21 protein-coding genes are annotated in these 23,826 nt (G+C 38.9%); 16 read left to right on the top strand and 5 right to left on the bottom strand.

Going from position 1 to position 23,826, the window contains the following annotated elements:
• Positions 1 to 583: glycogen/starch synthase (locus tag G4P69_RS30310; protein WP_208353307.1), on the bottom strand; the 583-nt coding region annotated here is incomplete at its 3' end.
• A 578-nt stretch (positions 584 to 1,161) separates the two neighbouring features.
• Here G4P69_RS30310 and G4P69_RS30315 point away from each other — a divergent pair.
• From G4P69_RS30315 to G4P69_RS30325, 3 genes are all read left to right on the top strand, one after another.
• Positions 1,162 to 2,085 (top strand): CHAT domain-containing protein, encoded by a 924-nt coding sequence (locus G4P69_RS30315; protein WP_208353321.1) that lies wholly within the window; start codon positions 1,162 to 1,164, stop codon positions 2,083 to 2,085.
• 4 nt (positions 2,086 to 2,089) lie between these two features.
• Positions 2,090 to 2,728, top strand: a complete 639-nt coding sequence (locus G4P69_RS30320; protein WP_208353326.1) for a hypothetical protein — start codon at positions 2,090 to 2,092, stop codon at positions 2,726 to 2,728.
• 82 nt (positions 2,729 to 2,810) lie between these two features.
• On the top strand, positions 2,811 to 3,725 hold the full coding sequence (locus G4P69_RS30325; protein ID WP_208353330.1) for a mannose-binding lectin: 915 nt from the start codon (positions 2,811 to 2,813) through the stop codon (positions 3,723 to 3,725).
• A gap of 243 nt (positions 3,726 to 3,968) precedes the next feature.
• Here G4P69_RS30325 and hemC read toward each other — a convergent pair whose 3' ends face one another.
• The 4 genes from hemC to G4P69_RS30345 all read right to left on the bottom strand — a co-directional run bounded on the left by hemC (position 3,969) and on the right by G4P69_RS30345 (position 7,801).
• Complete coding sequence (gene hemC, locus G4P69_RS30330) at positions 3,969 to 4,940, bottom strand: hydroxymethylbilane synthase (protein WP_208353346.1); 972 nt, start codon at positions 4,938 to 4,940, stop codon at positions 3,969 to 3,971.
• 126 nt (positions 4,941 to 5,066) lie between these two features.
• On the bottom strand, positions 5,067 to 5,855 hold the full coding sequence (gene phnE / locus G4P69_RS30335; RefSeq protein WP_208353350.1) for a phosphonate ABC transporter, permease protein PhnE: 789 nt from the start codon (positions 5,853 to 5,855) through the stop codon (positions 5,067 to 5,069).
• Positions 5,856 to 5,862: 7 nt separating this feature from the next.
• On the bottom strand, positions 5,863 to 6,600 hold the full coding sequence (locus tag G4P69_RS30340) for a phosphonate ABC transporter ATP-binding protein (protein WP_208346510.1): 738 nt from the start codon (positions 6,598 to 6,600) through the stop codon (positions 5,863 to 5,865).
• 223 nt (positions 6,601 to 6,823) lie between these two features.
• Positions 6,824 to 7,801, bottom strand: a complete 978-nt coding sequence (locus G4P69_RS30345; protein ID WP_208353356.1) for a phosphate/phosphite/phosphonate ABC transporter substrate-binding protein — start codon at positions 7,799 to 7,801, stop codon at positions 6,824 to 6,826.
• A 309-nt stretch (positions 7,802 to 8,110) separates the two neighbouring features.
• Between G4P69_RS30345 and G4P69_RS30350 the strand changes: the two genes are divergently transcribed.
• The 13 genes from G4P69_RS30350 to G4P69_RS30410 form a co-directional block, all read left to right on the top strand.
• Positions 8,111 to 9,103: a YegS/Rv2252/BmrU family lipid kinase gene (locus tag G4P69_RS30350; protein WP_310833669.1), complete on the top strand. Its 993-nt coding sequence runs from the start codon at positions 8,111 to 8,113 to the stop codon at positions 9,101 to 9,103.
• Positions 9,104 to 9,185: 82 nt separating this feature from the next.
• Positions 9,186 to 10,766, top strand: a complete 1,581-nt coding sequence (locus tag G4P69_RS30355) for a metallophosphoesterase family protein (RefSeq protein WP_208340821.1) — start codon at positions 9,186 to 9,188, stop codon at positions 10,764 to 10,766.
• Positions 10,767 to 12,264: 1,498 nt separating this feature from the next.
• Entirely contained in the window at positions 12,265 to 13,575 is a 1,311-nt protein-coding gene (locus G4P69_RS30360) for a nucleotide sugar dehydrogenase (RefSeq protein WP_243902298.1), read from the top strand.
• Between the two features lie 39 nt (positions 13,576 to 13,614).
• Positions 13,615 to 14,628, top strand: a complete 1,014-nt coding sequence (locus G4P69_RS30365) for a Gfo/Idh/MocA family protein (protein WP_243902297.1) — start codon at positions 13,615 to 13,617, stop codon at positions 14,626 to 14,628.
• Positions 14,615 to 15,226, top strand: coding sequence for an acyltransferase (locus G4P69_RS30370; protein ID WP_243902296.1), 612 nt, complete (start codon positions 14,615 to 14,617; stop codon positions 15,224 to 15,226). The genes G4P69_RS30365 and G4P69_RS30370 overlap by 14 nt, the downstream gene beginning before the upstream one ends.
• Complete coding sequence (locus G4P69_RS30375) at positions 15,226 to 16,353, top strand: DegT/DnrJ/EryC1/StrS family aminotransferase (protein ID WP_208340812.1); 1,128 nt, start codon at positions 15,226 to 15,228, stop codon at positions 16,351 to 16,353. Before G4P69_RS30370 ends, G4P69_RS30375 begins: the two co-directional genes overlap by 1 nt.
• A 20-nt stretch (positions 16,354 to 16,373) precedes the next feature.
• Positions 16,374 to 16,763 carry an EamA family transporter gene (locus G4P69_RS30380; RefSeq protein WP_208340785.1) on the top strand — a complete coding sequence of 130 codons (390 nt, stop codon included), beginning with the start codon at positions 16,374 to 16,376 and terminating at the stop codon, positions 16,761 to 16,763.
• Positions 16,764 to 16,766: 3 nt separating this feature from the next.
• A complete protein-coding gene (locus tag G4P69_RS30385) occupies positions 16,767 to 17,126 on the top strand; it encodes an EamA family transporter (protein ID WP_208340783.1) in 360 nt (119 codons plus the stop codon).
• Between the two features lie 40 nt (positions 17,127 to 17,166).
• Entirely contained in the window at positions 17,167 to 18,159 is a 993-nt protein-coding gene (locus tag G4P69_RS30390; RefSeq protein ID WP_208340781.1) for a GDP-mannose 4,6-dehydratase, read from the top strand.
• Positions 18,160 to 19,461: an NAD(P)/FAD-dependent oxidoreductase gene (locus G4P69_RS30395; protein ID WP_243902295.1), complete on the top strand. Its 1,302-nt coding sequence runs from the start codon at positions 18,160 to 18,162 to the stop codon at positions 19,459 to 19,461.
• A gap of 101 nt (positions 19,462 to 19,562) precedes the next feature.
• On the top strand, positions 19,563 to 21,359 hold the full coding sequence (locus tag G4P69_RS30400) for a hypothetical protein (RefSeq protein WP_208340780.1): 1,797 nt from the start codon (positions 19,563 to 19,565) through the stop codon (positions 21,357 to 21,359).
• A 117-nt stretch (positions 21,360 to 21,476) separates the two neighbouring features.
• Complete coding sequence (locus tag G4P69_RS30405; protein WP_208340778.1) at positions 21,477 to 23,243, top strand: ArnT family glycosyltransferase; 1,767 nt, start codon at positions 21,477 to 21,479, stop codon at positions 23,241 to 23,243.
• Between the two features lie 61 nt (positions 23,244 to 23,304).
• The coding region (locus tag G4P69_RS30410; RefSeq protein ID WP_208353360.1) for a DUF4082 domain-containing protein at positions 23,305 to 23,826 on the top strand (522 nt) is incomplete at its 3' end.

Genomic DNA, 23,826 nt, shown 5'->3' on the forward strand with positions numbered 1-23,826 from the left:
GGGAAACCGTATTAACTCTATCTGCGTATTGCACTGCGGCTGCCATTGTATTGTGTCCCTGCATATACCAAGGACACCATGTAATTTTCTCTAAATACCAACGCCATGGCCCTTGATATGCGAGGTTATGAATGGTAAAAACGGTGCTAATATCGGGAGATTGATGCATCCAGACAGGAATCATTCCTGTGTGCCAGTCATGGCAATGGATAATTTCTGGCTTCCAATAATTCCAGCAAAACTCGGCTGCGCCATTGGCAAAGAATGTGAATCGCCAAGATTCATCTTCACCAGAGTAAATGTGGCGTGGCATAAAAGCAGGATGCCCAAATAAGTATAAGGGAACATCAGTACCAGGCAGAACAGCTTCGTACACCGAAAAGTCTTGGAACATCGCATATCCGCGCCAGATTGGATCAACAGGGATGTCCATTTTATCTGGTAGGAAACCGTAGTAAGGCATGAAGATGCGCACATCATGCCCCATTTTTCTGAGAATTTTGGGTAATGCTCCGACGACATCTCCCATTCCTCCTACTTTTGCAATAGGAGCTGCCTCTGCTGCAACAAATAGAATCCGCATGGTAATTTTTGTTTCCCCCAACTCAGCCTAGGTTTGAATTTTATCTAACGATGCTAAAGGCACGATCTAATATATGTGATGCACCTTGGTGGTACGCAAATCTTTATTAACTTTACCATTGGGAAGTCCCCTGTCGCGCTGTTCCATTTGCTTCGACAGAGCTAAGAGATAATTCTGTTCCGGCTTTAGCTGTACATCTGCTGCATAAGCTTCTACTTTAATCTACTCAGACAGACTCTCCTAGCGGAAACTGCAAGCCTTGAAATCGCTTACATCAATGAACACCTAGATCAGAATTTTTGGAGTAGCCGTTTCACTGCCTGCTCATATTAATACGTACTTTAAATTTTAGAGTACGTTCTATTTTGTGTTTTGCCTTTAATCTTTGACAATCTAATTTTCTTTAATTTTTTAACAAAAATTTAAATTACATAGTTACTTATATAACTCTTCTTTAACTTCTTTTGCGATAATTCTGACAAATGGATCCCAATAACGTGTTAATACTAAAATTTTAAACTTTTAATAAACATAATATTTTCAGCATAAAATGAACTACAATCGGATCTCTTTAGTTTATGCAACAAAAAATTTTGATTCTATCGGCAAATCCTAGAGGTACAACAGCACTGCGTTTGGATGAAGAGGTACGTGAAATCGATGCTGGACTTAAGCGAGCTAGAAATCGTGATCAGTTTGTTTTAGAGCAGAAGTGGGCGGTGCGTCCGAGAGATATTCAGCGAGCAATGTTGGAGATTAATCCCCAAATTATTCATTTTTCTGGGCACGGTATGGGAGATGAAGGTCTGGTATTTGAAAATGAAACAGGAGAAGCAAAGCTAGTTGACGGAGAAGCCTTAGCAGGATTATTTGAGCTATTTGCAGATCAAATTGAGTGTGTTGTTCTTAACGGCTGTCATTCAGAGGTACAGGCAAACGCGATCGCTCAACATATTAACTACGTGATTGGTATGAGCCAAGCAATCGGAGATAGAGCAGGAATTGAATTTTCTGTCGGCTTTTATGATGCTTTAGGAGCAGGAAAGTCTGTTGAATTTGCCTATAAATTCGGTTGTGCTGCAATCCGTCTAGCTGGTATTTCAGAGCAATTAACCCCAACTCTCAAGAAGAAGCCTGTTAAGGTGTCCAAAAACCACCCTCTACTTCCCAACGAACCAGCACCTGAGTTAGATCAGGAACCAAACGGCTCCTACACAGAACTACTAACAGAACTTTTATTACGTAGTGGACGTGCAGAATCTTCAGCGCGAAAAGCTCTTTGCATAAAAATTGGAATTGAACCAAATCAACTTGGATTTTTAAGGCAAACAACGGATGCGGACTTTGCTTTAGAGCTAATTACGTATTTGGATAGTATAGGTAACAACCGAGCGCTTTGTAAAATCTGCTCAGAACTTGAATTTGTGTTTAAAGGGGGGAAGTATTCGGCTGATTTGGAAAATATTAAATCAAAACTAAGCTGTAATAATGTGAGGGGTTAAAAGTATGTGGCAACAAAATTTGTTAAGTGAGTCTGACATAGCTAGATTAATAAAACTTTCAGTGAACGGCCTACAATCAAGATCACGAGAAGCACTATGTCATAATATTGGAGTCGAACCCAATATACTTACGTTTTTAAGAGAGTCTTCGGATTATGACTTTTTTTCAAGACTCATTCATTATTTAATTAAAACAGATAATAAAAAAGCTCTTTGGAAGCTTTGTAAAGAACTATTGCCTATTTTCGATCAAGGAGAACATGCTTATTTTCTAAAAGAAATTTTAGAAAAACTCAATTACAATCAGGAGTTTGACACGGAAAATTCAAATAATCGACATTCAACTTCAACTAGAGTTTCAACAAATAATTCAATTTTTAATGGAGGTATATTTACTATTCAAAAAATTACAGTTATAGTTTTCATCGTCATCGTAGGAGGATTAATTTCTTATTTTATATCGCAACGAGAGCAACCTCCAATAGGAACTTATCTATTTACTTGTAAAAAGATTTCTGTGAATAATGGTATTTTGACTGCTGATTGTGGAGATCTTAAGGGTAACTTCGTAACGACTAGTTTAGAGTACGGAAGATGTCGATATGGTATTGAGAACAGAAACGGGAGACTGGAATGTTATTAGTAGTAGTAAAGCACCAGATCAATAAGTCTCGTTGAGTTGAAATCACTGTTCTCTAGCTACTAATCTATTGTTATGTGTTATCATGATATTTAATTTTATTTTAAATCGCTTGTCTACCTCGATCCCTGTATTAGCTTTGACACTTGGTATAGCATTTATTGTCCAGTCTTCTCAAAAAGCTTCTCCGCAATTTACACTGAGTAGCTATCAAAAAAGTTGTTCTAACATTAAAGTAGAAGACGGAAATTTGTTATCAGCAACTTGTTTAAAAATAGATGGTAGCCCTAACAATACGTCCATTCGCATTCCTGAAATTGAAAATATTAATGGCGTACTGATATTTAATAATCTCCAAAATTCTAGTACCTATCAAAAAAGTTGCTCCAATATTAAAGTTGAAGAAGGGAATTTGTTGTCAGCAACTTGTTTAAAAATAGATGGTAGTCCCAACAATACGTCCATTCACATTCCTGGAATTGAAAATATTAATGGTGTGCTAACGTTTAATAATCTCCAAAATTCTAGTACTTATCAAAAAAGTTGTTCCAATATTAAAGTTGAAGAAGGGAATTTGTTGTCAGCAACTTGTTTAAAAATAGATGGTAGCCCCAACAATACGTCCATTCACATTCCTGGAATTGAAAATATTAATGGTGTACTGATGTTTAGTAATGATAGAAATTCTAGTACTTATCAAAAAAGTTGTTCTAATATTAAAGTTGAAGACGGAAATTTGTTATCAGCAACTTGTTTAAAAATAGACGGCAGCCCCAACAATACGTCCATTCGTATTCCTGGAATCGAAAATATTAATGGTGTGCTAACGTTTAATAATCTCCAAAATTCTAGTACTTATCAAAAAAGTTGTTCCAACATTAAAGTAGAAGACGGAAATTTGTTATCAGCAACTTGTTTAAAAATAGATGGTAGCCCCAACAATACCTCTATTCGCATTCCTGGAATTGAAAATATTAATGGCGTACTAATGTTTAAGTAAGTAGGCGAAGAATAATAGGAATTGTGTAAAGTTTTTTAAAATAGCTTAAAAGCCTTGCAGTTGGACATTGCTGCGCTAAAGCGCAACTACGAACCAAGGAGAATTTTATTGTAGCGACCTACTTAGTAATTCTAGGAATTGTTGGGAATAGAATCCTTAACGAGCTATAGTCTTACTGAATTTTGCTACTCCCTCGAACCCCACCTCTAGAAGAAGAGGTGGGAGGGTTAATAATAGAACAGTTTAGGAGCCACGTTGAATGACAGCAAAGATTTCCTCTAAAATTTCCTGCGCTCCTTGTTGTCTTAGTTTGTGTGCTAGTTCAGTACCTAGCTTTTCTGCATCACTAGTTTCGCCGCTTACTGTGTCTTGAACTAGCTTCTGACCATCTACACTGGCGACTATCCCTGATAGTGTTAAATGACTACCATTGATTTCTGTATTTACGCCAATGGGTACTTGGCAACCGCCTTCTAGATCACGTAGAAAGGCTCTTTCTGCAAGACAGCGATCGCGTGTTTCCGGGTGTTCGATAGCTTTAAGTAGTGATATCACTTCATGATCGTCTGCACGGCATTCAATCCCCAATGCTCCTTGACCAACAGCATGGAGAGAAATTTCTTTTGGTAGAATTTGGTGGATGCGATCGCCCATCCCCAATCTTTGTAGACCTGCAACGGCTAAAATGAGTGCATCGTACTCACCCGCATCTAGCTTTGCCATACGTGTGTTCAAATTTCCCCGCACATCTTTAAAAGTAAAGTGGGGGAAGTGATGGCGTAATTGTGCTAGTCGCCGCAAAGAGGAAGTACCAATTACAGCACCTTCTGGCAAGGTATCAATTTGCTTATCTTTGTGTTTTTCATGAACAACCAAAGCATCTGCTGGGTTTTCCCGTTCTGTAATTGTTGCTAATACTAAACCTTCTGGCAACCGGGTAGGCAAATCTTTGAGAGAGTGAACGGCAAAATCAATCTCCTCGTTGAGCATTCCTAATTCCAGTTCTTTAGTAAATAGCCCCTTGTCGCCAATCTTAGCTAAGGCTACATCTAGTATTTTGTCGCCATGGGTAGCCATAGTGTGGACTTCAAAAGAAATCTCGGGAAAGCTTTTCTGGAGTTGTTCTTGTACCCAGTAAGTCTGAATGAGAGCGAGTTGGCTTTTACGAGAACCGATGCGAATAGTCCGAGGGGCACTGGAAACAACTGATGTCATACGGCAGTATATAATGAGATAAAATGGCTCGTATCTAGACTACCGCATAGACATCTCCTCTGACTAAAGTCAAGAGGATTGTGAACTAATATTGCGAAGCGCGAGAGAATTACCCTTCATATTAATTTACATCCCGTCTAGTTGCTCGCGCAGTTTGCTACTTAGAATATCAATTATAGTAACGACTACTAGTAGTACTAAAATAAACGAAGTTGCTTTGTTGTATTCAAAGCCATCAATATAACTTTTTAACTCAAACCCTATACCACCCGCTCCCACAACACCTAAAACAGAGGCAGCGCGAATATTGTACTCAAACATCCAGAAAGTATAACCCAATACTAATGGTATGACTTGGGGAAAAATACCATACTGAGCAACTTGCCAGCGCGATGCACCAGCTACTCGTAAAGATTCTAAGGACCGGCGATCTACTGCTTCTATCGCTTGTTGATAGAATTTTGCAAGGTATCCAATAGTATAAATTCCCAATGCTAAAGTTCCGGCAGGGGCTCCAAGTCCCGTTGCGGCGACAAAAATCAAACCGAGGATAATTGATGGTACAGAGCGGACGATATCTTGGATGAAATTAGCCAAAAATTGTAACCACCGGGGCGCAATATTGTTGGCACTAGCTATAGCAATGGGCACGGAGAGAATAGCACCTATAGTGGTTCCCCAAACAGACATTTGTATAGTTTCAATCAAAGCCTCTATTGCTTTATCTACCACTTTTAAATCTGGAGGAAATAACCTTGAAATAAAGTCAGTAATATAAGGGAAACTATTCTTAAGTTCTTTAAAGTCTACCTGAAGACCTTGCAAAGCCCAAGCATAAACCGCAAGTGCAACACAGATAAAGAGTAAATTTTTTAGCCAAGAATACTGATGGGTGAAACTCGTAGGTTGTTTCATTAGGGGTCTAACGTTGATTAAGTTCAACAAATTTTGCTTGCAAAAACTTGCAAGAACCGTCATAAACCACACGTCCAGCATCGAGGATAACCGCACGTTGGCCATACTGCTCTGCCATGCTTAAATCATGTAGAACCGTAACAATGGTAATGTTATGCTGTTTATGAAGCCCCGATAATGTATCCATTACCTGCTGAGATGCCAGCACGTCTAAGCCTGTAGTTGGCTCATCCGCTAAGAGAATATGTGGCGATTGAATTAAAGCACGAGCAATAGCGACTCGCTGCTGCTGTCCACCACTTAATTTACTTGTTGTTTCGTAAGCTAAATCTTTTATTCCCAATCTTTCTAATATTTCTAAAGCTTTACGTCTATCTCTTTTGGGGAAACCAAAGATTGTTTCTAAACTACTTCTGGAACCCAAACAACCGCACAAAACATTCTCGATTGCTGAAAGTTGGCGAATTAATCCACCACCCTGAAACAACATTCCTATTTCCCGTCGAATTTTTACAACTGTGCGGGAATTTAGCTTCACGCCGTTAATTTCAATTATTCCTTTGTTCAAAGGTACCAATCCAACCAGTGAGCGTAACAAGGTAGACTTACCTGCACCGTTGAGTCCTAGCAAAACTACAAATTCACCACGATTAATCGAGCAATTGACACCATTGATAATAGGACGATTTAGAGAAGCTGTATAAGCTGTTTCTAATTCGTGACAGTTAATAATTGGTTGATTCATAAGAGCAGGGAACAGGGAACAGGGAACAGGGAACAGGGAACAGGGGAGCAAGGGAGCGGGGAGTAGGGATTATACCAATTCTCTAAGACAAAACAATAGATAGAGTGTGTAGGGGCGAACGGCGTTCGCCCTTAGAGCGTTTTGTAGGTGTAGTTACATTTAAGCAAATTGGTATTAGTCGAAGCCTATTCAATGCCCAATGCCCTTTGCCCCATACCGATCGTTAAGGTTCAACGCCTACACGTTGTAAGGCATCCTGCATCGGTTTTAAGTGACGGTTGTGGTCAACTCTGACTAATTGTGTGGAGTTGTATAAGGCGCTCAGTAAGTAATTGTTTGCTGGTTGATTTAACTTCAACATGGCGTCGATGAATTTTTCGCGCACTTGTGGCGGAAGATCATCATCAATGGCTATCCCATGAGCAGGGACACCTGGAATCTTGTAAAGAACTCGCAGTTTTTGCCGTTCTTGATTAGTTATATAAGGGGGGAACATTGCGTATTCTGAGACTGTTGCGACTTCAGCTTGATTGCGCAGTACTGCTTGCAATGCTTTGCTATAGTTACCACCGTAGGTGACATTACCTCGACCAAATAAATTCTCCAAGCCATCGCGGTTGGGAACTAATCCTAGTTTCACTAACTCGCTTGTGGGGAAGATAAATCCTGAACCTGACGTGGGGGAAGTAAATGCTATCTTTTTACCACGCAGTTGCTCTAGAGTTGCTTTCGCGGTGGGTTGGGTTGTCAGGGGACTGTTTGCAGGAACAACGAACACTGAGTTATAGGTGTGTTTCCCAGAGTAATTTTCGCGTACCTCCGCTAAATAAAAGCGAGCACCTGCAAGTTTTTCAGCTTTTAAAGCGGGACGAGTGCTTAAGAAAGCAACATCCGCACGATTTGCTCTTAAGGCTTCCACGGCTGCTGTATCATCACCAATTTGTGCGTTGATTTTCATTCCTGTTTCTTTCGATAAAAATGCAGCAACAGCATTTGCCTTATTTTGCAAATCTGTAGAATCAGCGCGACTAGAAAAAACCATGGTAATTTCACCCTCTCTTTGGGCAACTAGGGTTTGCCGTTGTTGACGAGAGTTTGGATTTGCAACTGCTTGCATACCACTAAACACATTGACAGCCAAACCTGTAAACGCTAGCAATGCTGCACTAGCGCCTAGCAAACCTTTCTGGCTAAGAACCATTAACAAAACCCCTTTGAGAATTAATCTCAATATTTATGATAATTATTATCATTTGTTATTTGATAAAACATTATACTTTTTGAGAGTTAAAGTCAACTAAAATAGATAGAAAAACTTCTATGATTTTGATAATGCGAAACTTATAGACCTCTAGCTTTGCGGTGAATGGTAGGTTTATTGCAACTTACTATCATTAGTATGGTGAGCAAATCCTGATAGACTGTTCCTCTTTTCTTTGGTACGATACGAGCTAGAATTGTAGAAGTACTCAAATTCCCCGATCAGCAAGAAAGGGGAGCAGAACTTGTTATTTCATTTTCCTATATGAAGCGTTCGGCCTGCCTTATCTTTAATCCTGTTGCAGGGCAATCTGACTCAGAACAAGATCTCGAAAAGATTCAGGCAATTTTATCTCCTGAAATTGACTTGGATATTCAGCTGACAACTAAAGAAGTTGGTGCTAAAGAACTCGCAGAAGCAGCTGTTAAACGGGGAGTTAGTGCCATTATTGCTTCGGGAGGAGATGGTACTCTCTCAGCTGCTGCTGGCGCTGTCGTCGGTACTGATATTCCGTTTGGTATTATTTCACGAGGAACAGCAAATGCTTTTGCCGCAGCTTTAGAGATCCCAGATACAATAGAGGCTGCTTGTGAAGTGATTTTACAAGGGGGAACTCGGACTATAGATGCAGCCTATTGTAATGATCTGCCAATGGTTTTGCTGACGGGCATTGGTTTTGAAGCTGAAACGGTAGACAAAGCAGATCGGGAAGCAAAAAATCGGTTTGGGGTTTTGGCATATATTATTGCAGGATTTCAGCAGCTGCGATCTTTTGAGACGTTTGATGTAGAAATTGAAACTGACGATAAAATAATTAAAGCTTCTGCTGCCGCAGTAACGGTAGCTAATGCGGCACCTCCAACTTCGGTATTGGCTCAAGGCCCGGCGGCGATTATTGTGGATGATGGGTTACTAGATTTAACAATCGTAGCTCCAGCAAACAAAGCTGCTGCGATCGCCGCTACGTTTCATCTCTTCCAAACAGCTTCCACAGGAAACTCCGTTGAGAGAGATGACATCGGTTATATGCAAGCAAAAAAATTCAAAATCACAACTGATCCCCCCCAAAAGGTTGTTGTTGATGGGGAAATTGTAGGGTCAACTCCCGTTAGTATTGAATGCATCCCAGCAGCGTTCAAAATTTTTGTACCAACGTTACAACAAGATGATCCTATTGAGAAGCTAAATGGTCTTCCTAATTTAACGATTGAGCCTAAGTCTGATAGTAAAGAGTCTATATAACGCGGGCGAGATGCCCGCATTACAGCTTAAGCGATATGATCTTCGCGTGTTGGCTGTAGGAAAGCTAAGGAGCACAGTTGCCTTGAAACTAATATCTGAACCGGCGATCGCTGACAAAATTCGCAAAATGAACCAGAGGGTGCGATGGCGAGATCCAGCAATTGTGAAACGGGATATTGACCAAACTCGCTTCGTTTTGGAGAATCAACAGTCTGATAATCCAGAGTTCTCGTTTTTAGTGGTAGGTGATAGTGGTTCTGGCGCACACCAAGGATACAACCCGCAGCCTCAGAGACAAGTTGCCGAACTCATGCTACCCCATCACAAAGAATGCAGTTTCATGCTGCACACTGGTGATGTTATCTACCTCGTAGGGTCAAGCGAATACTACCAGGATAATTTTATTTTACCTTACCGAGAGTTTCTCATAGGCAAGGAAAATCCGCAAAGCATTCCCTATGACCAGATGGTTTTCAAGTTACCAATTCTACCTGTACCGGGAAATCACGATTACTATGATCTGCCGCTTGTTTTTGGCTTAGTATCTTTAACAACTCTACCACTACGCCGCCTTATTGGCTCAAAACTAAATCTTGATGTTGGGTGGCATGGCTCAGGACAAGGAGACGCTTATGCGCGGGCATTTCTGGACTATCTTAATGCATTTAAATTCCCAAAAGAGCTAGAGCGTCACTTAGACGAACACTATACTGCTAAAACAGACACAGGTCGCTGTTTGCGCTATGTGCCTGCATATTTCACTCGTCTTCCCAATCGCTACTACACCTTTCGCTACGGAGGAATTGATTTTTTTGCTCTGGATTCTAATACATTTAATGATCCTCCTCCCCTACCCACAACTCAAGAGGGTGAAGCTACGCGTAGGTTATTAGTACAGCGTCGCGATGCCCTAGAGCAAGAGAAGCTACAATTAATGGAAAGCTCTGCGAAGCTGAATCCTGATAATCCAAGCGAAACCGAACAACTAGACGACATACATGCTAAGGTATCGCAGCTTGAGGAAAATATTGTAGATATTGACAAGCAATTAACTGCTGACCGAAAAACAGTAACAGATGTTGAACAACTGGAATGGTTGAAGCTGAGATTAATTGAGTCTTGGAATACACCTGACGTTCGGGGAAGGGTGATTTATTTTCACCATCCTCCCTATGTAACTGAAGCAACAAAATGGCACCAGGCGCAGACTTTAGCGGTTCGTAACCGCTTACGCGAGGTATTCGATGGGGTAGCTAAGGAAGTAGGGTCTATAAATCAGAAGCGTCCTTTAGTAGATTTAGTTTTAAATGGTCATGCTCATTGCTTGGAACATTTGCAGACAATGAACACAGGACATGCAGATTCTCATATCAACTGGATTGTCTGTGGTGGTAGTGGTTATAGTTTACGACGCCAGAGAAGAGAGGGAGCGGATTTGCATGAGACTTTTATCAATGTAGATAAACAGGAGAATCGGCTAGTAGCGCGATCACATCTTTTCATTGGCCGTAACGGTCAAGGTTACCATAAACGCCGACCTTACTCATGCTTACGGATTGATGTCAAAGAGGGTTTTCCTCCTAAATTTATCATCCGTCCCCTAGTGGCTGAATGGTACGAACGGCAGTGGCATAATTATATAATTAAGCCGTTCACAATTTAATAACTATTATCTAAAACATTCAGTCGAGAATTTTTCAGGGTGTCTAGAGCTTGGTTGATCTTTAAACTATTAGTTTTGTCTATCCTACCTATTAAGGATGAGACCATCAGTTTGAGGTGTGAGCAAGGTAGCATCAGCCAATCCAACTAAAGGAGGAGCATCATTGGCCAAGATAGAAAACAAACATCATGATATCATTATTAACTAAAAGAGATCATTGATTTATGAGTTATAGATTAGCTATAAAGTAGCTTAGTTAATTTTTTAACCATCAAATATGCGGTTAATACAATGACAAAACTTACTTCAAATTTTTTTATACTGGACATCAAACAGCTAATAACATAATGAAGCAGAAGAAAAATTTGTATAAATTAACTCTTTGTATACCTCTATCCTTAGAACTCTATGTTTTTCGTTAGGTCAAGACAGCTTATAGCTGTACTAATTGTATTTTGCTTTAAACCCGCTGTATATATTCTGCCTGCTTAGCTTGGTTAATGTTGTTAAACAGTAGATACACCTATAAGCTTTGAGCTTTTTGGCAAATATCGCTGATTTTTAATAAGTTTCCTTTAATTTTGGTCTATAAAAACATAAAACTAAAAGTTGATAGTTAGGCTGACGATTTTTTCGTTAAAATTATGGTAGTATCGCCTGTGGCGACTCTGAAATTCAGTCCAGCATAACATCCTAAGTTTTTGTAGAGATTACTCCACTACAAAATGTTCTCAATAACTATAAGTTAGTGAAAAATTATGGCAGTATTAGGGCCTAGAAAACCATAAAAATGACATTTTTTCTCCTGCTGAGAGAGATATAGCCGTACAATCGTCGCTAAAAGACTTTTGTTAAGTAGGATATGTTTTTGATAAAGCTTTTATGAAGATAATAAAATACGATAAAGAATGTTTTAAGATTTTATCAAATTGATATCAAAATTGACCATTGAACAAATGGTTTTAGTTAGAATTGAAACCGGATACACCGGATAATTCTGCAACCTGTAATTAAATAATTGGTAGTTACCTTAGGGGTGAGCTTTGATGGTCTTTGAGATCTCGGTTCATTCAGCGTAACCTCTTAGAATTTAGTTTTTCACTAACTAATATGAGAGGTCGGATTACAGAAGAAGTGTATTTAAAATCACACATAAATATTTCAAGCAACTAACTGTATTAACGTTTCTCCGCCTTCTTAATGGGAGTGGAGATTTTTTAGACAAGACGGTTGGTAGTGTTATGACCGATAAAGATCACGATCAATCAAAAGATAGAAGGAAAACCAGGTCAATAAAATTCGGTGTCAAACCAACAGAATTTTTTTTGATGCCTTGCTACAGCTACAGTGGCACTTGTAAAGATTCTTGAATAGCTTCATCAAAGTTTTGAAGTATTTAAGGTAGGAGAATTTCCTCTTTTCCAAGAGAAAACAAATGGTAATTCCAATAATTACAAGAACCCAATTTTCAAGTCTCTATTTTTGAGGTAATCAAATTATGCTGCTAAAGGAACTCAAAGATAAAATCGAACACAAACAAGCAAATATTGGGATTATTGGTCTTGGATATGTAGGACTGCCAATTCTAGTTGCTTTTGCTAAAAAAGGATTTTCTGTATTAGGATTTGATGTTGATCGGAATAAAATTGAGCAGATCAAAAAAGGGCATTCTTATATCAGGCATATTTCATCTGAGAATTTAAAGAATGAATTAATAGATGTTACTGATGACATGAGCCGATTGGGGGAAGTTGATGTAATTATTATTTGCGTCCCGACTCCCCTTGATGTACACAGGGAGCCTGATTTAAGCTATGTAGTTGACACCGCTCATGCTATTTCTCGTCGGTTAAGAATAGGACAGCTTGTTGTTTTGGAGAGTACGACTTATCCGGGAACTACAGAAGAGGTCATGCTTCCTATTTTGGCTAAAAGTGGTTTAGTAGTCGGTCAAGATTTTTCACTTGCTTACTCTCCTGAGCGAGAAGATCCTGCCAATGAAAACTATTCTTTTGTTAATGTGCCAAAAGTAGTTGGAGGAGTTACTCCTTTATGTCTTGATCTTGTTGAAATTCTGTACAACCAGATTATTATCAAAACTGTACCAGTTTCTTCTACCCAAACAGCAGAAGCAACGAAAATTTTAGAAAATATTTATCGTGCAGTTAATATTGCTCTTGTTAACGAATTGAAAATTATCTTCCAAAAAATGAATATAGATATTTGGGAGGTAATTGAAGCTGCTAAAACGAAACCCTTTGGCTTTCACGCATTTTATCCTGGTCCAGGTTGGGGAGGACATTGTATTCCAATTGATCCATTTTATTTGACTTGGAAAGCTAGAGAATATGACGTATCTTTACAATTTATTGAGTTAGCTGGTGAAGTTAATACTTTAATGCCTAACTATGTTGTAGAGAGGCTGTCTTTGTCTCTTAATCAGCGTTGTAAGCCTTTGAAAAAATCTCGAATTTTGATTTTAGGAGTCGCTTATAAAAAGAATGTAGATGATCAAAGGGAAAGTCCTTCGCTAAAAATTATCCAGCTATTAAAGCAATATGAAGCATATGTCGATTATCACGACCCTTACGCTCCAGTTTGTGCAAATCATCGTCACTATCCAGAAATAAATTTAACATCTGTTCCATTAACAAAAGAAACTTTGCACAATTATGATGCGGTCATTATCGTTACAGACCATGATGATGTCGATTACCAATTAGTTGCTGAAAGTTCGTCCTTAATTATTGACACAAGAAATGTCTTGGCTGCTAAAGGATTCAAGACTGCCAATACAGTTAGCGCTTGAACAACATAAACCTTCTTTATAATTTCGTTTTTTTGGATTATGATATCTAACTTTGATAAATACGTCGCTGTCGTTGGCTGTGGGTATTGGGGTAAGAATTTAGTCAGAAATTTTGCGGAATTAGGTGTCTTACGTGTAATTTGTGATGCTAGTCATGAATCCCTTGACAAATTCAAGGCACAGTATGGTGTTGAGGGAGTGACGGATTTCAGGAAAGTTTTAGATATGCCAGATGTCCAAGCTATCGTCATTGCTACTCCTGCTATCACTCATGCAGGCTTAGTTATGCAAGCGTTAGCTGCTGGTAAAGATGTGTTTGTTGAAAAGCCTTTAGCCTTGACTTTGGAAGATGCGTTGTCGATAGAGGCTGCCACTCGCAAGAGTGGTGGTATTGTAATGGTAGGGCACTTGTTAGAATACCATCCCGCTTTAGTCAAACTCCGCAGTTTGGTGGCTGAAGGAAAAATTGGTAAGCTTCAATATGTGTATTCAAATCGCTTGAGTTTTGGTAAAGTTCGTACTGAAGAGAACGTCCTTTGGAGCTTTGCTCCCCATGACATTTGTACTATTTTAGGATTCGTTGGTAAATTACCTATTTCTGTTCAGGCTGTAGGGAAGAACTCATTAGGCGAAGTTGAAGACTTTTGTACTATCAATTTAGAATTTGAGGACAAGATTAAAGCTCATATATTTGTGAGTTGGTTTCATCCTTTTAAAGAACATCGTCTTGTAGTAGTTGGTGATGCTGGAACCGCAGTTTTTGACGATGTTTCTGTTGAAGAAAAATTGACAATTTATGAACAGGCTGTAGGGTTGCAAAATAATATACCTTTCCTTAAGGAAAATACCAAAACTATAATTCCAATTGAAAAGGCAGAGCCTCTCAAGTTGGAATGTCAGCATTTCCTTACTTGCGTTCAAAACAGACAAAATCCAATAACTAGTGTCCAAAATGGTATCGATGTTTTGACAGTATTACAAGCAGCTCAAGTATCGCTAGAATCTCAAGTGAAAAGTTTTAGTTTAAAGGAGAATTTACTTGTCAACAATTAGTTCAAATTCCTCAAAAGAGTTGGGTTACTTTGCCCATGAGTCTGCTTATATTGATCAGCCCTGTTCGATTGGCAAAGGTTCGCAAATATGGCACTTTAGCCATGTTATGCAAGATGTGGTTATTGGAGATAAATGTAAAATAGGACAAAATGTATTTATTGCATCTGGGGTAAAAATAGGACAAAATGTAAAAATACAAAATAACGTCTCTGTCTATGCTGGGGTTGTTTTAGAAGATGATGTATTTTGTGGTCCTAGTTGTGTATTCACAAATATAAAAACACCTCGTTCTGCTTTCCCAAGAAATACACAAGATGATTACTTGATAACTTTGGTAAAACAAGGTGCTACAATCGGTGCAAATGCCACAATTGTATGTGGTCATACCATAGGGCGTTATGCATTCATTGGTGCTGGCTCAACAGTTACAAAAGATGTTCCAGATTACGCACTAGTTTATGGCAATCCAGCAAAACGTGCTGGTTGGATGTGTGAGTGTGGCGCAAGGTTAGAAAATTTTACAACGACAACAGTCTGCAAAGCTTGCGATCGCAAGTACCAATATAATGGTGAAAACAAAATTTCAAGGATTGAATAATTGTGAATATTCCACCTTTTGATGCAACTTATCAGTATCAAACTATTGCTTCTGAGATCGAAAAAAATATATGTGCTGTCATGGCTGGTGGACGTTATATTTTAGGTCCCCAAGTTAAAGAGTTTGAAGCTGAATTTGCTCAATATTTAGGTTGTGAGCAAGTTATTTCTTGTAATTCTGGGACGGATGCACTACATTTAGCTTTAAGAGCTTTGAGAATTGGTCCAGGTGATGAAGTCATTACAACACCTTTTACTTTTGTTGCGACGACAGAAGCTATTGGGATCGTGGGTGCTACTCCTGTCTTTGTTGATGTTGATGTAAACACCTATAATATTGACCCCAGTTTAATTGAGGAAAAAATTACAGAACGCACTAAGGCTATCTTGCCAGTCCATTTGTTTGGGCGTCCTTGTAATATGACAGATATCATGGCGATCGCGCGCAAGTATAATCTTAAAGTTATTGAAGATTGTGCTCAATCAACAGGGGCTACTTGGCAGGGAAAAAAAGTAGGAGTTATTGGTGACGTTGGTTGTTTTAGTTTCTTTCCTACCAAAAACCTCGGTTGTTTTGGCGATGGAGGCGCAATTGCAACTTGTGATCCCGAGATTGCTGAGCGTGTAGAGTATTTACGCAGACATGGAGGTAAAGTAAAGTACCAGCATGAAGAATTAGGGCTTAACAGCCGCTTAGATACTTTACAAGCAGCAGTTTTATTAGTCAAGCTGCCCTATGTTGAACAGTGGAACTCAGCTAGAAGTGCGATCGCAAATTACTACATTAGTCAACTAGCTGAAGTAGAGAGTATTGTTTTACCTACAGTCCAGCAAGAAGGAGAGTCGGTATGGAATCAGTTTACAATCAAGGTTCTGGACGGGCAAAGAGAACGGCTACAAAAATTTCTCAAGGAGAAAGGGGTAGGCTCAATGATCTACTACCCTATCCCGTTACACCTACAGCAAGTACACGCTGACTTAGGTTATTTCCTTGGCTCATTGCCAAACAGCGAAAGATTGAGTCATGAAGTTTTATCTTTACCAATGTTTCCAGAACTGACTGTATCAGCACAACAAGTCGTTACTGAGTCTATAAGTCAAGCATTTTCGTCATTTGCATTAACTTAAGCAAGTTTTCTAGTAACTTCATGAACTCTCAATCGCCTCGTTCTCGACTTCAATTCGTTTCATATGCAGCTTTATTCACGAGCATTGGCTTTGGAATAGTTGGACAATTGCTCATGAAATACACTATGAGCCATACAGGAGAAGGTTTGTTAACTTGGCCATTTATTCAAAAGTTAGTGATAGCTTTGACTACCTACAGTTTAGGAATAGTAAATTGGATATTTGCTCTACGAGTTGTAAAACTGAGTATAGCGTATCCATTGACTAGCTTAAACTATGTGGGCATCTTATTAGGTTCCTACTACTTTTTTGGTGAAAAAATCACACTGATTCGGGTTGTTGGAGTTGCATTGATTTTTTCTGGAGTTCTTTTGGTAGCTCTTCCAATTACGAACCGCCAACAAAGGTGAGTTATGAATATTATTTCTTGGCTGATTTTAATGCTAGTCGTTGTGCTAGGTACTGTAGGACAGCTATCGCTAAAATATGCGTTTCAAAGTTCTACTTCTGTTGCAGGAGCTAGTAAATCACTACGAGATGTTCTATTTTCTCCTTATTTTTGGGTTTGGTTTATTTCCTACGTAGTGGTTACTATCTTATGGCTCGTTGTCTTAAAAACAATTCCTTTAAGTCAAGCGTTCCCAGCACTAGGATTAACATTTGCCCTTGTACCTCTTGCTTCTCACCGTTTTTTACAAGAGAAAGTTGTTTTGAGCCAGTGGTTGGGGATAGTCATTATTATAACTGGGGTCATTCTTGTTGTCCAGAAATAACTAGGATTTTTTTTAATATTGATTTTTGAGAGGGATTGTTATGGTTTCTTTTCCAAAGAAAGTTTTGGTTACAGGAGTTGCTGGATTCCTGGGTTCTCACTTGCTAGAAAAACTACTAAACGGGGGTCATGAAGTTATTGGAATAGATAATCTTTCAATGGGAAAATTAGAAAATATTGCTGAACATCTAACAAATAAATCATTCCAATTTCTCCAGAAAGACATCACTGAAAAATCTACTTTTGATAATTTAGATAATGTCGATTGCATTGTTCACCTCGCTGCTTTCAAAATACCTCGATACGGCAAAGCTATTGATACTTTAAAAATCAATTATCAAGGAACAGATAACGTTCTGGAATTTGCACGAAAACTTAATTGTAAATGTGTACTCGCTTCTACTTCTGACGTATACGGTCGTAACCCAAAGCTACCTTTTAACGAAGATGATAATTCAGTGATAGGCTCATCTAAAGTAGCTCGTTGGAGTTATGCTGTATCCAAGCTGTTCGATGAACATCTAGCTTTTGCGTATCAAGATAGCTACGGTATCCCCGTTGTTATTCTGCGCTTTTTCGGCTCCTATGGACCCCGCCATCACTTATCATGGTGGGGCGGACCTCAATCTGTCTTTATAGAACAAGTATTGAATGATACGGAAATCACTATTCACGGTGACGGATTACAAACCCGGAGTTTTACTTATGTAAGTGATACCGTTGCAGGTATTTATGCTGCTACTATCAAGGCAGAAGCAAATGGAGAAATTTTTAATATTGGTAGCAATCATGAGATTACGATCATCGATTTAGCTAAAACTATCAAACGCCTCAGCAATACACCCGGAGAACTGAAGGTAAAATTTGTTCCCTATGAATCTTTTACAGGGGGTAAATATGAGGACGTTAGACGGCGTGTACCTGATAGCAGCCGTTGCGAACAAATTCTTGGTGTTAAAGCCATGATTGGATTAGAAGAAGGTTTATCTCGTACCATTGCATGGCAACGCAGTCTTAATCTTTACAAGTATTAAATGATGAATATCGGTATTGTTGGCGGTGGAATGATGGGGTTGGTGTTAGCCTATCGGCTTTCACAACAAGGTCATATCGTAACCGTGTTCGAGAGTAATAAGCAACTAGGTGGACTTACAACTTATCATGATTACGGCCCATTTGTATGGGACCGTTTCTATCATGTGATCTTACCATCAGATACTCACTTAATTAAGCTCATTAAAGACATTGGTCTTGGAGAAAAACTGCGTTGGCGTCCAACCTTAACAGGTTGTTATATTGACCAAAAGTTGTATTCGATTAGCAACACTCTAGAATTTCTGCGTTTTCCTCCGCTAACTCTTATCGGAAAACTCAGGTTAGCTTTTACCCTCTTATATGGTTCGCGCATCAACAACTGGCGGCGGCTTGAAAAAATACCTGTTGAAGATTGGCTGCTGAAAATTTCCGGCAGAAATACATACGAGAAGCTTTGGAAACCTTTGTTGTTAGCTAAATTGGGTGATAACTACAAACGCGTCTCCGCCGTCTTTATTTGGTCATATATCAAACGATTGTTTTCGGCTCGCGATTCCTCTTTACACAAAGAGCAATTAGGTTATGTTGTGGGAGGCTACAAAACCGTTTTCAACCAGTTAGAGCAATTAATTTGCTCTAATGGAGGCCGTATCTGTACTGCTGCCAATGTTGAATATATCACCTCTGATCCAAAAGGTGGCCTATGGGTTAAACACAGCAAAGACAAAGAACATTTTGATAAAGTTGTTTTTACTGGACCAGTGAATGTTTTACAACGGGTGGCTGATCAAAACCTGATCGAGGTTCGAGACAATTCCACGACCGTTGAATATATGGGTGTCATTTGTATGGCACTTATTACCCGCAAAGCCTTGGTGCCTTATTACATTGTGAATCTCGCCGATCAACGTATACCATTTACTGGCATCATCGGGATGAGTAATCTAGTTTCTTTGGAAGAGACTGCAGGACTACACATTACTTATTTTCCAAAATATGTAATATCTGACGACCCTCTGTTGCAACAAACAGATGATGAATTGAGAAAGTTATTTTTCCGAGGATTACGCTTAATTTTTCCAGAATTAACAGAAGATAACATTGTGGCAGCACATATTAATCGAGCTACAAAAATGCAACCATTACAAGTTTTAAACTACTCTAGTATCGTGCCAACCACTATTACGAAAAACCAAGATTTTTTTGTTCTCAACACCTCCCAATTTATTAACAATACTCTTAATAATAACAGTGTTGTGCAACATGTCGAGGAATTCGTCAAAATGGTTGCTGTTTTTTAATAAGTTCTAAAGTCGCTATTTTTATACGGTCCAGATTTTAATTTACACCTTTCTTAAAGAGCCATAAGGGTAACAAATTTTTAACAGTTATTTGTTCAAAAATGATTCCTTCTAGCATACCTAATCAGCCAACAGATAATAAGCACCGCCCACATGCTTTGTTAAAAATTGATCTTTGGCTAGTTGCTGTACTTATCTGCTATGTCATATTTGCTTCGACTAATTGGGGTAAGTTGGAAACTCCTAACATTGATATAGGTCGTGAGGTAGAGATTTCTGCTCGACTTCTCACTGGACAAGTACTTTACCGTGACATAGCAACCTATTATGCTCCACTTGCTTACTATGTTAATGCACTAGCACTGTTAGTTTTTGGGCAGAAGTTGGAAGTCTTTTATGTAATAGGTCTTGGCTTAGCGTTAGCAGCAACATTACTGTTTTATCGTTTGGCAAAGCGTTTGATTTGTCCTTCTTGGGCAGCAATGTGTACTATATGCATGTTGATTTATTGTGCTATAGGTCCTGATATATTTCATTTTGTCGTACCTTACAGTTACGGTGCTTCCTACGCTATGGTACTATCTCTAGTAGCCATAACATCTGTTGATTTCTATACCAACACTGGGAGGCCAAGATGGCTGGTAGCTGGTGCGATCGCCTCTGGACTAGCTGGTCTTGCAAAACAAGAATACGGCGTAGCAATGCTCTTTAGTGTATTAGTTGGTGTAAATTTATTCCTTGTTCCAAACCTACAAACTAGAATTCGGAATAGCATACTTGTTATTTTTCTTGCTTTCGCAACAGCGTTCATCCCACTTGCCTTACTTGCTCAGCAAGCTTCCTGGGAGAAATTATCCTTATCGCTATTTCCAGCTTCTCAACTGGGGCTGATGAACCAGAACAGCGCTTTCCAGGTTTCTCCACTGAAAACCATACTCACATGGTGGGACAGCTTTCGATTTTTCTTTATTAGCACATTATTAATCACTCCGTCGATTATAGCTTCTCACTGGCTGTTCAAACAAACTAAGTTACGTAGCATTCCTCAGCGCTTGCTGACTGGGGCTGAAGTAATTACTGGCTTTGTTTTAACAACTATTTGTTTTTTAGGATTTTTCTTCATTGTAAAAAAATTTTTTCCTAACTTCACTCAAGATGTTGGTCTCCTTCCCGCCGATGTTTTTCAACCACTGAGAGAAATGTCTTGGTTCATACCATTTATGGTAGGGTGGTTTGCTCTATATCGGCCAAAGTTTCGTCAGTATAAACATACACCACTTTTATGGACATTACTGGCTTTTTCGCTGTTACTTAACTCTCGATGGTTGTTTTACATTAATTTCTATGGCCTATTTGCGCCACCAGTGGTGTTACTATTTTTTGTCATACTTTACCATTTAACTCAACCTATAAGAAGATTTGTATGGTGTTATTTGCTAATTTGTTTACTCTTTGCTGGTAGTATTAAGGTAGGGAGGTTAACTGAGTATCAATATACTGTAAACTCCTCCCATGGAAGCATCTACACAAGAAGCCTGGAACTTGCCCGTGCCTTTGAGCAAACTATAAAAGTTATCAATGTTTCTAAGGTTACCTCTGTACTTGTCTTGCCAGAAGGCAATATCCTTAATTTTCTCTCAGGAACTCACTCACCTAGTCGAGAACTCACGTTTCTGCCATTGACTCTCCCAACTACTGTTGATGAGCAGAACTTTCTTTCTCAAATGCAAGCGAACCCACCTGAACTGATTGTTTATGTAGATCGTTCTTTCCCCCAGTGGGGCTATCAAAAATACAGTGAATTCAACCCGCTTGTTGATCAGTGGATAACTGCACAGCATCGATTGATTCACGTCTTTCCTAAAGACGAGGGCGCTATAAATATCTACAAATCTTGAGTTTTAGTCTCTCTATCAAGAGGAACTCACAATATGGATCACACTTTATACCAATTCGTTTAAATAAGCTGATCTGCATCTGGATTGTATAAGACGAAAACGTAAAATTTAACTAATGTGTCTCAAGAGAATAAATATTACCTGGATAATTCTTCGTTAAAAATTGATTTTTGGCTAGTTACCGTACTTGTGTGCTTTACTCTATTAGCTTGGGCTAACTGGGGAAAGCTTCAATACCCTATTATAGATGTTGGTCGCGAGGTTGAGATTTCTGCTCGGCTTGTGACTGGACAAGTACTTTATAGAGATATACAAACTTACTACGGTCCACTCTCTTACTATGCTAATGCGCTAGCATTGTTAGTTTTTGGTCAGCATCTGGAAGTCTTTTATGGAGTGGGCATTGGTTTAGCTTTAGCAGTAACATTACCATTTTATCGCTTAGCAAAGCGTCTAACTTGTTCTGCTTGGGCAGCACTTTGCACGATATGTATATTAATTTACTGTGTTATAGGCCCTGGGCTTTTTTTCTTTATCATACCTTACAGTTACGGTGCAGCGTACGGTATGGTGATGTCTTTAATTGCTATCACTGCTGTTGATTGCTATGCCACCACAGGTAAAAGAAGATGGCTCATAGCTTGTGCGTTCGCTTGTGGGCTAGCTGGACTTGCTAAACAAGAATACGGTGTAGCAGTATTGTTCAGCGTATTGATTGGTTTAAATGTATACCCTCAACTAAATCTGCTGACTAGAGTTAAAGATAGTGTACTTATAATATTTATTGCCTTTCTAACAGTATTTATACCATTTACTCTACTTGCTCAGCAAGTTTCATGGGAGAAGATCTACTCATCCCTGTTTCCGGTTTCCCAAATTCGGATAATGAACCGGAGTAGTCTTTTTCAGGTTTTTCCACGCAAAACTCTAAGCATATGGTTGAATACCTTCAAATTTTTCTTTTTTAGCTCTTGGGTCGTTATTCTATCGATGACAGCTGCTCATTGGCTGTTAAAACAATGTAGACAGTTTCACATCCCTCAACGGTTTAGTCCTTTAGTTGAAATATTTACAGGCTTTATTATTACAAAAATTCTTTTTAAACTACTGAAAAAATTTGTTTTTCACACAGATATTATTCAGACTGCCTATGTTAGTATCAGGATTTTTCAATCATTAAGTGATATGTCATGGTTTATACCTTTGATAGTTGGATGGTTTGCTCTCAATCGACCTCAAAAAAACGAGTATAAACAAGCACCAATTTTGTGGATGTTACTGGGTTTTTGCTTGTTACTTAACTCTCGGTGGTTATTTTACATTAATTTCTACGGCTTATTTGCGATACCAGTAGTACTACTATTTTTTACATTAGTTTATTATTCAACTAAGCCTATTAGACGATTTGTATGGTGTTATGTACTCATTTGTTTACTTTTTGCTGGTAGTATTAAAATAAGTGAGTTATATCAGTATCGGTACACAATAAACTCCTCGCATGGAAGCATCTACACAACAAGTGCTGAGCTTGCCCGTTCCTTTAACCAAACTATAAAAGCTATTAATGCTTCTTCGGCTACCTCCATACTTGTTCTACCAGAAGGCAATATCCTGAACTTTCTTACAGGAACTCACTCACCGAGTCGAGAACTCACTTTTTTGCCATTGGTTCTGCCAACTAGTGGGGATGAGAGGAACTTTATTGCTCAGATGGAGGAGAAACCCCCTGATCTTATTGTCTATGTAGATCGTTCTTTTCCTGAATGGGGCTATCAAAGATATGCCCAATTTAACCCGCTTGTTGATCAGTGGATAACTCAAAAACATCGATTAATTCACGTCTTCCCTAAAGACGACGGTGCTATTAGGATCTACCATTCTTGAGTTTCGACTTAAGAAATATTTAATCTACAAAAATTTTGACGATAAAATTAGGAGATTCTAAATGGCTCAACTTTACGAGTCTGTACTAATAGCTCAAGCCCAAACAACTGAAACGATATTCACAACTCAAACTCCAGCTACACCCAATGTCACGGATAATACTAGTTATGAGTTAGGTCTAAAGTTTCAAAGCATCAAAGCAGGGCAAATTACAGCAATTCGCTACTGGAAAGCTGCAAGTGAAACAGGTTCTCATACAGGTAGAATTTGGTCATCGAGTGGTACTGTTTTAGCAACTGTAACTTTTACTAATGAGACGGCTTCTGGTTGGCAACAGCAGGCTCTTAGCACTCCACTAAACATTCAAGCTAACACCACTTATGTAGTCACGGTCAATGCTAATCTGTATTTTGCATCCACTAGCAACAACCCATTAGCAACTTCTATTGTCAATGCTGATCTCAAAACAGTTGCTGACGGTAATAATGGTGTGTTCGGTGCTCTGGGTTCTTTTCCGACTAATTCCTATCAAAATAGTAACTATTTCCGCGATATCGTCTTTGTCCCTTCATCTACTACTCCT

Source organism: Aetokthonos hydrillicola CCALA 1050, assembly GCF_017591665.1.
Classification (GTDB): Bacteria; Cyanobacteriota; Cyanobacteriia; order Cyanobacteriales; family Nostocaceae; genus Aetokthonos; species Aetokthonos hydrillicola.